We start from the raw sequence: 12,994 nt of genomic DNA on the forward strand, positions 1-12,994 counted from the left end.
GTGGAATTTAAAATAAAAGGGAGAAAAACCCCATGGCCGAGACCAAAGAAGTTAGCAAGAAGCAACAAGACGAGATCCTGCTGAAGTTCGGGGAAACGGGAAGCCTTGAGGAAATCAAGGAACAACGGATTTCCCTGCACCTCGCCCGCGGCCGGGTCTACGATATTTTGTCCAATGCGTTCAGCTACCCTTGGAACCGCAAGTTTTTCCGCCCCAAATCCCTGCTGGAACCGTTGGATGTCTTGTTGCTTAATGAAGAAGACTGGGGCACCGCCAAGGAAGCTGTCAATCGGTTCGGTAAATACCTGCCGCGCATGGCCCTCAAACAGGTGCAACAGGAATATGTCCGCGTTTTCGGTCACGCGGTCTCCCAGGAATGCCCCCCTTATGAAATGCAGTACGGCACCGAGGGTGGCATTCAGTCCCAAACCGACGTTTTGATCCAGTTGGGCGGTTTTTACGAAACGTTCGGCTTCGAGTTCCCGAAAAGCCGGGGCAAGGAGCGTGTGGACCATATTGCTGTCGAGCTGGCCTTCATGGGCTACTTGTGTTTCCGCGAGGCTTACGGTATCACTAATGACCACGATGAGAAAAAAATTGCCATCGTCCGCCAGAGCGTGAAAAAATTCCTGCGCAACCACCTCGGCCGGTGGACACCGCTGTTTTCCATCTTTACGGCCCGCAAGGCGGAACGGGGACTGTACAAGGACCTGGTCGATGTGCTGTCGCTTTTCATTCATAACGAATGTGTTCTTCTCGACGTGAAGCCGATCAAGGTGGAAGAGCCCGAATACCGTTCGTTGTCCTACAGCATGGAAAACGACCTTATCGCCAACGCTCCGGCGGAGTGTGAACCGGTCAAGTAAACCCGGTTATCCAAACCGGTGAACTGCCTATATACCATTCCCTCCGTCCGGAGAGGTTTATGGCAAGTTTGAAAGCCCTGGTGTGGGCATTTTGTTTTTTCCTTCTTCTGTTGATGGTCGCCCCGGCCGGGGCGGTCACCATAGAAGCCCTCCGTTTAAAAAAAGCCATCCCCCTCAACCCATCCGATCCGTTTTGGTCCCGAACCGGGGGCCAACCCAAGCCGGAAATCATCGACTTGATGCCCCAGATGATCACCAATCCCATGTGGCCGAATCCGTCCACCAAATGGGTCATGGTGCAGGCTGCGATTAATGAAGAGGATATTGCCATCCGGTTGGAATGGGTGGATGCCACCCGCAACGATATCCTCGTACAATCCCAGCAGTACCGGGACCAGGCCGCCTTGATGTTTCCTGTAGATCAGCAGGGGCCGGTACCGCCATTCACCATGGGTGCGGAGGGAGAGCCGGTCAACATCTGGCAATGGAAAGCAACGTGGGATAAAGAAGGTGCGGGCCAGGCCGGCAACGAGATGATGCAGGACATCGAGGACCAGTACCATTACATGGCTATGGGTTCCGGAAGTTATTACATCTATGAACCGGACGAGGGCTTGAAGCTTACCGACGAGCGCCACAAGCATTTCAGCGAACGGCAAACATTCATCGATTCGGGAATGGGTAAAAACGAAGGGGTTTACAATCCGGGGCGTGCAACGGGTAATATTCTTTCCGACAACACATTGCGCCATTCTCCGGTGGAAGACCTCAACGCCGAAGGCTTCAGCACACTCACCACGCAGGCGGAGCAGAACGTGGACGGCTACGGCAATTGGAGCAACAACCGATGGGCCGTGGTGTTCAAACGCTCGCTCAAAACCGGTGACACCAACGATACGCAGTTCGTGGGCGGCAAAACCGCTATCGCCTTTGCCATCTGGAACGGCCGCAACAAAGAGAGAAACGGCCAGAAAGGCGTCACTCCCTTCCATGACCTGGTTTACCGCTGACTATTTACAGCCCAAACGGGTTGAGCCGGCAGACCTTCCACGCAGGCTATTGACCCCGCCCCCCCGTTCCCGTGTAAAATTGAGATATGGGTGTTCATTCGACGTATAAAATGAACCTGTTGCGGATTTTTTGATAATCCGGCAAATAAAGAAATCCAGCTTGCATGGATTGCATCTTAATTTAAATGGGGTATGTGGCAACGCGGCACTATTACTTTGAGCGTGTTGCCCTTAATAAACTTTTCTACAATGCCTGTTTTGAATATTACGCTTCCTATTAAACTTTCGGCGACCTGGGATTTTTATTTTTCCTGCAACCGTTTGGAATTCCTGCAATGTGCATCGTCCCCAAAAAGAGTGAGGGGAAGGAACGGTTTTGCAGCAAGGTCGGTCATGAATGGAGGAAGGGTGATTTCCTGACGGGCCGGTAATGGCCACATGTTTGTATTCGATCCCCTCACCCAGGGTTTGGAGTTGCTTTCCAAACGCGATCTGCAACGCGCCGAAGCCCTGTTCCTGCGGGTCATCAATGACCCCTATGTTCAAGATGAAGAGCTTCGTCAGGCGCGCACCTACCTGAATGACATCCGCTCCTGTCAGGCGGGGTCAAAAAACCTCGACTTCGACAAATACAAAAAACTTTCCAGAAAAACAACGTTGTCGCTCGACAAGGTTTACGCCTTACTCGCAGACGTGTATTTCTCAGATGCGGAATCTTACACCGCGTTGGATGCGGAAATCGCGCGGCAGACACCGAACGTGATCAACCGCCTCAAGCAGATCAAGATCAGTGACATCATTGCCCGCGACAAGCTGTTCCAGCAGTTCGAAAAACAGGGAATGCTGGAAATCCGGCGACGTCTTTCCCAATTCAAGAACAACGGCAAAAACCAGACCCAGGTGGATCCCTACCGCTGGAAAACGATCTTCCGCAAGTTCGTCGAGGTGGTCAATCCGATCCTGCTCGAACGTCATCTGGAACTGCTGGAATACATTCTGGAGACCGGTGAGATACAACTTCTCGACGATCCCAAGCTTACAGTGCTGACGCCCAAATACAAATGGATCATCGAATCGACCATCAAGACAAAATGGTATTTACTGCGCAGTTATTTTTTCAAGGCGCGGTCGGAGATCGAAAACCAGTTCACCAAGAAAGAAGGAACTCGCAAGTATTGGGAGGAAGTCAAATACAAGAAGATCCGCATTTTCGAAAAGTGTGGCTTTCACGAGCGGCACATCCAGAAATTTCTCTACATCGACAAGCTGAATTTCAAAACCCTGGAGGAAATTCACCAGTTCGCACAATCGCTCAACCTCACGCTTGTTCCCCGTGACGTAAGCCTGGCCCTTCGTGGAGTGAGCAAGGCGAAAGACCATATCAAGGAACGCGGTGGTTACCTTATGGGGGCGCGACGCGAATTTCAGGATCAGTTGGTGGGTCTGGGGTTTTCCAAGGAAAATGCCTATAAAATTGCGAGGCAGGCCAAAAAGGCCAACAACCACCAGATCATCGAATCCTACAGGCAGGCCCTGCAAGTAGCGCGGGATGAAATTTACTGGTACCGTGTTCCGCCGCGTTCGGCTTCATTTCAACTCGATATCCAAAATCAATGTGTGAAGCATCTGAGTACGGTGCGCATCCACTTGTTTGATCGCGGCCGCCTCAACAAGCTTCTGCTCAAGACAGGAAAGTCTCTCATCCGTCGCTTCCTGGTGCAGGTTTACGGGCCTGAGGTGGAGGACCTGCACTGCTACTTCCGGCTGGAAACCATTCACCAGTACTACAAGCTGAAATTTTTCCAGTATCACCAGGAAAGCTATCCCAGTGTTTCCGAGCTCATCAAGATCAGCCGTAAGGAATTCAAGCCCATGTTGATCGATGGTTTCAATACCTTCCTTAAAAAACGGCGGCTCACGATACCCGACAAGCTTGTGCTGGGATTGGATAAGCACAAGTCGCAAACCGACTGGGAAGACGCCCAAACCACGGTGGAAGAGAAAATTTTACTGCGGTTCTGGTTTCTGATGGATCACGGGGTCAATATCACTCAGGGTCTTTTGAACAAAGGGGTGATGGAGCCGGGGGCCGATTTGCTGGAGTATCTGAATCTTCAGGATTCTGAGGAATGCCGAATCTGATTGAGGCGGTTCTGCATATCGCGAAGGGGCATGAGGTCCCCTTTCTTGGAGGCCGCGGCGATGCCCTGCTGGTACACTTCCGCGGCTTCTTCCTTCCTGGATAGTTTCTCAAGCGTTTTGCCGAGCAGAAGGTAGGCGGCGGAATAATCTTTGTAATGCTGGACCACGGTCTGGAGCGGTGGTACCGCCTCCTCGTACCGTTCGGTGTCGTAATAAATTGAGCCCAGCCCGAAGTTGGCGACCTGGTCTTCCGGATCGATGCCCAGAACCTTGATGAACATCTCCAGTTGACGCTCCCGTTCGGCTTGGTCGGCTTCCGCCTTTTTCTCTCGCGCTTTTTTGGCCTGACTTTCCTCGACCATTTTTTCGAACTGGAGTGCCGTTGCCTCCGCCTTTTCCTGTTCCGCTTCTTCAATACGCCCCTGTTCCATGTAGTAGATTGACAGGTTGGTGTGCGCCATGATCTCAGTGGGGTCGATCTCCGCCAGCCGTTTCATGAGCGAAATGGCCTCGTCGAGTTTTTTCTGTTTTGACAGCATGACACCCAGGGCCTCGTACCCCGCGGCGTACTTGGGGTCGAGCGCGATGGCCTGCCGTAAAAGTGCGATCGGCTGGTCCAGGTTTTCTTCTTTTTTGTAAATTTCGAGTGCCTGCTTGTGCAGGGCTTCCGCCCGTTCCGTCCGGCCTTTGGTCTGGTAAAACGGCAACAATGCGGTCTTCACCGTGTATGGTTCGCCGCCCAGAGTCACTTCATACGTCTGCCCCGGAGACCGGTGGTCTTTCTGCAGGTAGGCGAGCGCGATGTTTTTGTTGAGGTGCGGCGAGAACACGGCACTTTTGATTGTGCCGATCTTTTTATTGTTGAGTTTGATTTCCGCATTCAGGCTCGGCAGGGTGTCGCCTTCCAGGACCAGACCGGTCAGCGCGAACGCCGGGGAACCGTAAGTCTTGATGCGCGCGATGACTTCCTGCCCGGTATAGCATCCTTTGGAGTAACTCACCGCGCTGTGTTCCAGCCCCGTCTCCGGCAGAATCTGGCGGTCATCCATGTCTTTGCCGTAGGCGGGAATGCCCGCCTCGATGCGCAACACCTCGCGCGTTTCCGGGCCGATGGCCAGAATCCCGAATTCGCTTCCCACATCCTGCAGTTTGGCGACCAACTTTTCTTCGATCTCTTCAGGGTACGCCAGCACGAAGCCATCCTCGCCCGTCAGGCTGCGGCTGATGAGGCCGATTCTTTGGCCCTCAAACGACACCGTTTTGATGTCGTTGTGCTTCATCAGGTTGGTCACCTCGCCCGTCAAATCGTCCAGGACCACCGGGCTTTTGGGCCCCTGAACGGCGAGCAGGCGGTTCCATGCGATGTCTTTCGAGAATTCGACCTTTTCACGGATGTGGTAGGTTTCGAGGGTATCGATCATGCGATCGCGCTGGGAGGTTTCCACCAGCAGGAGGGCGGAGTCCTCCGAGTCACGGTGCACCGAGAAATTGGCAAGGAGTCTCGCCTTGCGGTCGGTGACGGCATTGTCCACGCCATCCCCCACCTCGATTTTCATCATGTCATTGGTGGTCTGCGTCTGGAGGAAGTTCAACGTGTCCGGGCCGGACGCCTTTACCAGACACCAGTCGTCCATCACAAACCAGGCGAGGGATTCGCGCAACTGTTTGTATTCTTCAGCTACGGAGACAGTGGTTTTCATAATAATGCGACTGGGTGGCAAGGTGAATCGGGAACCCGGCGTTTAGGGCCGCGGAGGCCATGCGCCTGGGGTCATTCTACAAGAAAAAAAGCGCATCGGCACAAACCGGATGCGCTTTGGGTGGACCGGTGGGTCCGGGAAACCTGGCTCAGGTCAGTGAGAACGACTCGCCGCAACCGCACACCGACTTGGCGTTGGGGTTGACGAACACAAAGCCCTTGCCTTGCAGGCCGCCCTGGTAGTCCAGTTGCATGCCTTTCAGGTAAATCAGGCTCTTGGGGTCCATGTACACATTGAAGTCCCCATGGTCGATTTCCGTATCCCCCTCTTCTTTCGGGGTGAAGCCCAGATCGTAAGACAGGCCGGAACAACCACCGCCCTTGACGCCGAGACGCAGCCCGATTTTCGGGTTGTTCTCGGCCTCGATCAGCTTCTTGACTTCCTCTGCCGCTTTCGGTGTAATGGATATGAATTCCGAGGTTTTGGTCATTTCCCCAAACTCCCTTTAAATTAAAAACCGGGTTTTAATATTAAGATTCTGAAACCACCCAATCGATTCATCATTATAGCAAAATGTGGCCGCCGGGGCCAACCGGCAGTTGGATTTTGTATGCACCCCGAAGATCCTGCAAAATATTGAATTTTAATCGATTATTGGCTGTGCTCCGGGGCGGTCCTGAAGCTTTCCACAGGGGGTGAAAAAATTAAATCTTTCGGGTATGATTTGAATCCAAAACACGAGCGTTAAAGCCGTAATTTCAGTAACTCATTTCCCTTAGGAAAGGTGGTTTCATGATTAGTGTTCCCGACCTGATCAAACTGGTGACCGATACCATTCCCGACGCCGAAGTTCAGTGCATGGACAAAACCGGAATGCGGGACCACTACATCATTCACGTGACCTCGAAGGAGTTTGAGGGCAAAAATGTGATGGAGCGTCACCGTCTGGTGCAGTCGTGCCTGAATCCTGCCATGCAGGACGGACGCCTGCACGCCGCGGAGATCAAAACTGCGACCCCGTGATACAATAAGCAACAGAAAACTTTTTATTCAACCCCCTCTCAGCACATTGGAGTTAGACGATATGTCGGACAATCTCGAAGAAGAAATCAAAGAAGAAATCGCAGAAAACAAAATCCTCATTTACGGCAAGGGCACCCGCCATGCGCCGCGTTGTGGATTCACCGTCGAGACGATCCAGTTTTTCGACAAGTACGGGTACCCGTTCGAGGTGATCGATGTACTCGACAACATGCCGAAAAGGGAAACTCTGAACAAATTGACCAACTGGCCGACTTTGCCAAAAGTGTTCATCGACGGCAAGTTTTATGGAGATACGGACATCCTCGATGAAATGGAAGCCAAGGGGGAAGTGGAGCCTCTGTTGAAAGAAGCGTTCGGCGAGAAGTAACTCTCCCGATTTTTGAAATTCCAACCAAAGAGGCGTTCATGGCTGACAAACTGGAGGTGGGAGACAGGGCCCCTAATTTTGAATTGCCCGCGGTTTACGGGTACAAGGCCGGGGCCACGAGCCCTTCCGCCGAGGAAGGCGTCACCATCAAGCTCAAGGACTTCGAAGGCAAGCAGTGGGTCATCCTGGTGTTTTACACCTTCGATGCCAGCCCCGAAGACACACGCCTGATGGTATCGCTCAACGGTTACAACCGCAAGTTCCAGACCAAGGAAGTGGAAATGATGGGCATCAGCTGGAACGGCGTCCAGTCCCACCGCCAATTCATCGAAGTTTACCAGTTGAACTTCACCCTGTTGTCTGATGAGAAAAAGGAAATGACCCAGAAGTACGGGGTGGTTTACGAAGAGGACGACATGGGCCAGATGGTCAAAAAGATCCGCCGCTCCACATTCGTGATCGACAAGACCGGCATGATCCGGGCCATCTGGGACGACATCGAAGACCTGCGCGAGCACCCGAAGGACGTGTGGGCCTTCATCCAGAAAGAAAAATCCTAAGCAGATGGATGCGGCGGATTTTCCGCCGCTTGCGTCTGGAAAGCGGTTTCCGGGGCATGGAGGCGGTAGTTTTCGCAGATGGTGTCGCGGATCGCCTCCAGCACCGATTCCTCCTTTTTAGCGGCAATTTCCTCATACTCCACCGGTTTGCCGATGATGATGCGGATCGGACCTGGGCGGATGATACCGCTGCCTTTACGGATGATGCGGCCGCTGCCGATGAGGGTCACGGGTACCATGGGGACTTTGGCCCGCACCGCCATCAGGTGTCCTCCCTTTTTGAAGGGACCGATCACCCCGTCGGGAGACCGCGTGCCCTCCGGAAAAATGACAATCGAATTTCCCTCTTTCAGTTTTTCGATTGAGGCCAGAAAAGCCTGGTGTGCTTTTTTTCGGCTTTCGCGCTCGACCGGGACATAGCCCGAGGCTTGCATCGACCATCCCACGAAAGGAATTTTGAACAGGCTCGCCTTCGCCACCCAGCGCAGTTGCAGGGGCAGGTAGCCGGACAGGCTGAAGATGTCGAAGAATCCCTGGTGATTGGCAATTAAAATTTGCGACTGATCGGACTTCAGGTGTTCCAGCCCTTCCACCTCGACGTCGATCCCGTTCCATCGGCACAGGAGGCGGCCCCACAAAGAAGAAACTCGATGCGACAGGTTCCCGGAGCGGTCCACCCAGCCCATCACAATGCAGGCCACACCCAGCATCAGGGAAAGCAGGACAATGACGACCCAGAATCGGATGGTATGATAGGCATGGCTCATGGGACTCCTTGTTGAATTCAGGGAAACAGTGGCATGAATAGGTTTAACGGGACAGGAAGGTTGGGGCTGTTCACCGGGATCCTCCTGACGGTAGCGGGGTTGGCGACGCCTGGTTGGGCGTGGGGGCCGGAGGGCCATCGTATCGTGGCCCATCTGGCGGAACTGCGGCTGGAACCGGATGTCCGCAATGCCATCCAACGCGAATTCAATATAAAGCATCTTGCCCCCATTGCCAACTGGGCCGATTACATCAAGAAAAAACCCGGTGCGCCGGACGTGCTCCACTACACCAATATCGCCGAGGGCGAACGGGAATACGTGCAAAGCCGTGACTGCCCGCGGCGCAATTGCGTTACTGAAAAAATCGGGGAATACCGGGGAATTCTGGATGACCGCACCCGCCCTCAGGACGAGCGGGAGGAAGCACTCCGGTTCCTGGTGCATTTGGTGGCGGATGTCCACCAGCCCATGCATCTTGGAAACGCGCGTGACCGCGGCGGCAACGAAATCGACGTCCACATCGGCAACCGCCACACCAACCTGCACGCGCTGTGGGACAGCAGGCTCATCGCCCTTGGTGGACGATCTCTGTTAGAATATGCCCGTTCGTTGAGTGGTGATGTGACGGCACAAGAAACCGCGCAATGGACCGATGGCGATCCCGTAAACTGGACCAATGAGTCGCGCGAGCTCGTCATCAAATATGGCTACGGCCTGTCATTGGACCCGCAAGGACGCCTGACCCGCCGCTATATTGAAAACGGCCGGGGGGTGGTGGCAATGCAATTAAAGAAAGCAGGGGTGCGTCTCGCTGCCTTGTTGAACCAGATTTTCCAATGAATCCGCAACCGGAGGTGATCCGTTGAGTGACAACAATCCATTTTATTTCCGGCAACTTCTTTCGGGGGTCGATTTCGCACGCTACGACAGCTCGGCACGCAGCATGGCCAATTTCGTTTACCTGCTGGGTGACGCCCAGACCCGCGAATGCGTGGTGGTAGACCCGGCGTGGGACATCGACACCCTCCTCGACATCGTCGCCGAAGACGACATGACCCTCAAGGGCGCGCTCATCACGCACTACCACCCCGACCATGTCGGCGGCCACATTTTCGGCATGGACATCCTGGGCCTGCCGGAGTTGATGGAACGCAGTCCGGTTCCCGTCTACGTCAACAAGCACGAGGCGGACGGCGTACGACAGGTGACGGGCATTTCGGACAGCGACATGAAGAAAGTGGACAGCGAGGACACGCTCAAAGTGGGTTCTATTGATATTTCCTTTCTGCACACGCCGGGTCACACTCCGGGCTCGCAGTGTTTCCGGGTGAAGGATTACCTGATTGCCGGGGACACGCTGTTTTTGCAGGGGTGCGGCCGGGTGGATCTGCCCGGTGGCGACAGTGAGGAGATGTACCGCACGCTCACCCAACGGCTCACTAAAATTCAGGACGAGGTGGTTCTGTACCCCGGTCACAATTACGGCGGCAAGGACAACGCTCCCCTGGGCGAGGTGAGGGAAACCAATACCTATCTTCAAATTGACAGCCTGGAGCAGTGGCGGATGTTGATGGGGTGAGAGCCTGTTGGACTGAAAACGGCGCATTGATCCGGCCGGGCCAAAATGATATAAGCTGTTAAGCAGTCATCAATCCTCCTTCTATAAAGGAAGTCTGCCATGCGTTCCATCCTTTCGATGTTCGCGAAGTCTCCGTTCAAACCCCTCGTCAGCCATATGGAAATGGTCCGCTCCTGCGTGGATCATGTCCACCCTCTGTTCAGTGCGCAGTTGAAAGGGCAGTTCGACAAGGTGGGGGAGATGTCGGAAAAGATCGTGCGCCTGGAGCACGAGGCAGACACCATTAAAAGCGATATCCGCAATCACCTGCCGCAGGGGATTTTTCTGGCTGTTGACCGGCGCGACTTCCTGCACCTGTTGTCCGCCCAGGACGACATCGCCGATGCGGTTGAGGATCTGGCTGTTCTGCTTCGTATCAAGAATCTCAAAACGACGGAGCCCATGAAGGAACCGCTCATGGAGTTGGTGGATCACGTCGTAAACATCGCCCAGAAAAGCTGTGACCTGATTCATGAATTGAACGCACTGCTGGAAGCCTCGTTCGGAGGGATGGAGGCGGAAAAGGTGGAAAAGGGCTGTCACAAGCTGGCTGAACTGGAATGGGAAGCCGACCGGAAACAGTTCCAGTTTGCCAAAACCCTGTTCGCGCAGGGTGAAGAGTTGAACTCCGCCGACCTCCTGTTATGGAACGAGGTCAGCAAAAAGCTGGGCGGGGTTGCCGACAGGTCCGAACAGATCGGCAAAGTCCTCCGTATTTTCCTGGCAAAATAACCCGTTCCGATTCATTCCAAACCCATAGGGGAGAGCCTTTTGGATTTAGGCACGTTCTTACTCGCCTTCGCCATCCTGGCCTGCGTATACATGGCCTGCAACATCGGCGCAAACGATGTGGCCAATGCCATGGGCACCAGCGTGGGCGCGCGTTCGCTCACGTTCCGGCAGGCGGTGCTGGTCGCTGCCGTCGCGGAATTCGCCGGGGCGCTGCTGGTGGGTGGCCACGTCTCCGACACCGTGCGCAAGGGGATGGTGGACCCCTCCCTGTTTGTCGATCAGCCCATGGACCTGGTGCTGGGCATGATCGCGGCCCTGGTGGCGGCGGCCATCTGGCTCCATGTCGCAAGCTACCTGGGATGGCCGGTATCCACCACGCACTCGATCATCGGCGCGGTGGTCGGGTTTGGCCTCGTGGCGCGGGGCATGGAGGCGGTCAAGTGGGCCAAGGTTAGCTCCGTGGTGCTTAGCTGGATCGTCTCGCCCGTAATGGGCGGTATTGTGGCCTTCCTGATATTCCGGTTTATTACCGTCAAAATTTTCGACAAGCACAATGCCGTGGCTTCCGCCAAGCGCGTTGTCCCTTTTCTCGTATTCCTGGTTTTTGTGATCCTCGCCAACTCCATGGTGTACAAAGGGCTCAAAAACCTCCATCTCAACCTGGGATTCACCCGGGCCCTCACGATTTCGCTGATCGTTGGCGCGATTGCTTTCGTGATCGCGAAATCGCTGGTGCAGAAAGTGGCGGTGCCTCCTGCCGATGACATCAACCGCCAGTTCCAGACCACGGAATACATTTTCAAATTTTTGCAGATCATCACGGCCTTCTACGTGGCCTTCGCCCATGGCGCGAACGACGTGGCCAATGCGGTAGGACCGCTCGCCGCAGTGGTGTCCATTTTGAACGACGGCGCAATCCACATGAAGGTGGAGATGCCCATATGGATTCTGGCGATGGGAGGGACGGGTATCGTTTTTGGGTTGCTGATCTGGGGGGCGCGGGTGATGGAAACGGTGGGCAAACGCATTACGGAAATCACTCCGTCCCGCGGATTTTCCGCCGAGTTCGGCGCCGCCACGGTGGTGCTGGTCTGTTCCAAGATGGGGCTGCCCATTTCCACCACGCACACCCTGGTGGGTTCGGTGATCGGCGTCGGGCTGGCGCGGGGCCTGGCCAGTTTGAACCTTAATATTATAAAGCAGATCGTCGTTTCCTGGTTTGCCACCGTTCCCTTCACCGCGGTGCTGGCGATGATGCTCTACGAAATCCTCACGATGTTCCTGGGCTGAGCCCTCCTCCCTCCCTGCGTCGTTCCTTTAAATCGTCTATAATTTAAGTATGGGGAGCAACCCCATCATCATCTTAAACAGGAATTTTCATGAAAGTTTCCGGACAACTTCGCAAAATGCGTCATGAAGTGGGCGACCCCATCCAGTATTTTCTCGATCTGGATGAAAGTCCCGTTGCCATCAACTCCGCACTCGACCGGCAGCTGACCCTCAGGTTCAGCGGGCGCCTCACCTGTGTCGAGTGCGGCCGGGTCATCAAGAAAACCTATGATGAAGGTTACTGCTTTCCCTGTGCCCGTGACCTTCCGGAAAACGCCATGTGCTCCGTGCGGCCGGAACGATGCGAGCACGAAAAGGGCAACGAACGAGATCGCGAGTTTTACCAAACGCACTGTAAGGTGGACCATTTCGTGTACCTGTCGCTGACCTCGTCCGTCAAAGTGGGTGTGACACGGCACTGGAATATTCCGTCACGCTGGATCGACCAGGGGGCGGTGAACGGACTGGTGATCGCCCGCACCCCGGAACGGAAACTGGCGGGACAGATCGAGGTGGCGCTTGCAAAAAACATGTCGGACAAAACCAATTGGCGGCGCATGCTGAAAGGGGAGGTGGATGAGGCGGACCTGGAAATCATGCGCAGCCAGGTGTACGACTGGTTTCCAGAGGATCTTCGTTCTTTTTTCCTGGACAGCGAACCGGTGCAATCGCTCACCTATCCGGTTCTGGAGGTTCCCGCTAAAATCGTGAGCCACAATCTGGACAAGGAAAACACCCTGTCCGGGCGGTTGACCGGGATCAAGGGACAGTACCTTATTTTTGACAGCCGGGTGATCAATCTGCGCAAATATGCTGGATACCACGTGGAGTTTGAGTGGGATGAATGAACGCTGAGCTT

At 54.6% G+C, this 12,994-nt stretch carries 14 protein-coding genes; 11 read left to right on the forward strand and 3 right to left on the reverse strand.

Annotated features, from left to right (window positions below; all coding sequences use genetic code 11):
- Positions 1 to 32 precede the first annotated feature (32 nt).
- The 3 genes from TX82_RS08205 to TX82_RS08215 all read left to right on the forward strand — a co-directional run bounded on the left by TX82_RS08205 (position 33) and on the right by TX82_RS08215 (position 4,018).
- Positions 33 to 866: a TorD/DmsD family molecular chaperone gene (locus TX82_RS08205; RefSeq protein WP_005009265.1), complete on the forward strand. Its 834-nt coding sequence runs from the start codon at positions 33 to 35 to the stop codon at positions 864 to 866.
- A 59-nt stretch (positions 867 to 925) separates the two neighbouring features.
- The gene (locus TX82_RS08210) at positions 926 to 1,876 is read left to right on the forward strand and encodes an ethylbenzene dehydrogenase-related protein (RefSeq protein WP_005009266.1); all 951 of its coding nucleotides are present in this window, start codon (positions 926 to 928) and stop codon (positions 1,874 to 1,876) included.
- Positions 1,877 to 2,314: 438 nt separating this feature from the next.
- Positions 2,315 to 4,018, forward strand: coding sequence for a hypothetical protein (locus TX82_RS08215; protein ID WP_005009271.1), 1,704 nt, complete (start codon positions 2,315 to 2,317; stop codon positions 4,016 to 4,018).
- Here the strand turns inward: TX82_RS08215 and ygfZ are convergent.
- Both ygfZ and TX82_RS08225 read right to left on the reverse strand, forming a co-directional pair.
- Positions 3,991 to 5,718 carry a CAF17-like 4Fe-4S cluster assembly/insertion protein YgfZ gene (ygfZ, locus tag TX82_RS08220; protein ID WP_005009272.1) on the reverse strand — a complete coding sequence of 576 codons (1,728 nt, stop codon included), beginning with the start codon at positions 5,716 to 5,718 and terminating at the stop codon, positions 3,991 to 3,993. The two genes, TX82_RS08215 and ygfZ, sit on opposite strands and share 28 nt — an antisense overlap.
- Before the next feature lie 148 nt (positions 5,719 to 5,866).
- Positions 5,867 to 6,208 carry a HesB/IscA family protein gene (locus TX82_RS08225; RefSeq protein WP_005009274.1) on the reverse strand — a complete coding sequence of 114 codons (342 nt, stop codon included), beginning with the start codon at positions 6,206 to 6,208 and terminating at the stop codon, positions 5,867 to 5,869.
- Between the two features lie 302 nt (positions 6,209 to 6,510).
- Between TX82_RS08225 and TX82_RS08230 the strand changes: the two genes are divergently transcribed.
- The 3 genes from TX82_RS08230 to TX82_RS08240 all read left to right on the forward strand — a co-directional run bounded on the left by TX82_RS08230 (position 6,511) and on the right by TX82_RS08240 (position 7,689).
- Positions 6,511 to 6,741, forward strand: coding sequence for a BolA/IbaG family iron-sulfur metabolism protein (locus TX82_RS08230; RefSeq protein WP_005009276.1), 231 nt, complete (start codon positions 6,511 to 6,513; stop codon positions 6,739 to 6,741).
- A gap of 61 nt (positions 6,742 to 6,802) precedes the next feature.
- Positions 6,803 to 7,129: a glutaredoxin family protein gene (locus tag TX82_RS08235; RefSeq protein ID WP_005009277.1), complete on the forward strand. Its 327-nt coding sequence runs from the start codon at positions 6,803 to 6,805 to the stop codon at positions 7,127 to 7,129.
- 38 nt (positions 7,130 to 7,167) lie between these two features.
- Entirely contained in the window at positions 7,168 to 7,689 is a 522-nt protein-coding gene (locus TX82_RS08240; RefSeq protein ID WP_005009278.1) for a peroxiredoxin family protein, read from the forward strand.
- Here TX82_RS08240 and TX82_RS08245 read toward each other — a convergent pair.
- Positions 7,686 to 8,456, reverse strand: a complete 771-nt coding sequence (locus TX82_RS08245; RefSeq protein ID WP_005009279.1) for a lysophospholipid acyltransferase family protein — start codon at positions 8,454 to 8,456, stop codon at positions 7,686 to 7,688. The two genes, TX82_RS08240 and TX82_RS08245, sit on opposite strands and share 4 nt — an antisense overlap.
- A gap of 33 nt (positions 8,457 to 8,489) precedes the next feature.
- On the opposite strand from TX82_RS08245, the gene TX82_RS08250 reads away from it, so the two are divergent.
- From TX82_RS08250 to TX82_RS08270, 5 genes are all read left to right on the forward strand, one after another.
- Positions 8,490 to 9,296: a S1/P1 nuclease gene (locus TX82_RS08250; RefSeq protein WP_005009283.1), complete on the forward strand. Its 807-nt coding sequence runs from the start codon at positions 8,490 to 8,492 to the stop codon at positions 9,294 to 9,296.
- A gap of 22 nt (positions 9,297 to 9,318) precedes the next feature.
- Complete coding sequence (locus TX82_RS08255) at positions 9,319 to 10,035, forward strand: MBL fold metallo-hydrolase (RefSeq protein WP_005009285.1); 717 nt, start codon at positions 9,319 to 9,321, stop codon at positions 10,033 to 10,035.
- Between the two features lie 99 nt (positions 10,036 to 10,134).
- Positions 10,135 to 10,806 (forward strand): TIGR00153 family protein, encoded by a 672-nt coding sequence (locus tag TX82_RS08260; RefSeq protein WP_005009287.1) that lies wholly within the window; start codon positions 10,135 to 10,137, stop codon positions 10,804 to 10,806.
- 39 nt (positions 10,807 to 10,845) lie between these two features.
- Entirely contained in the window at positions 10,846 to 12,096 is a 1,251-nt protein-coding gene (locus tag TX82_RS08265; protein WP_005009288.1) for an inorganic phosphate transporter, read from the forward strand.
- 89 nt (positions 12,097 to 12,185) lie between these two features.
- Positions 12,186 to 12,983 (forward strand): DUF2797 domain-containing protein, encoded by a 798-nt coding sequence (locus tag TX82_RS08270; protein ID WP_005009292.1) that lies wholly within the window; start codon positions 12,186 to 12,188, stop codon positions 12,981 to 12,983.
- Positions 12,984 to 12,994: the final 11 nt, after the last annotated feature.

Source organism: Nitrospina gracilis 3/211 (assembly GCF_000341545.2).
Lineage (GTDB): Bacteria > Nitrospinota > Nitrospinia > Nitrospinales > Nitrospinaceae > Nitrospina > Nitrospina gracilis.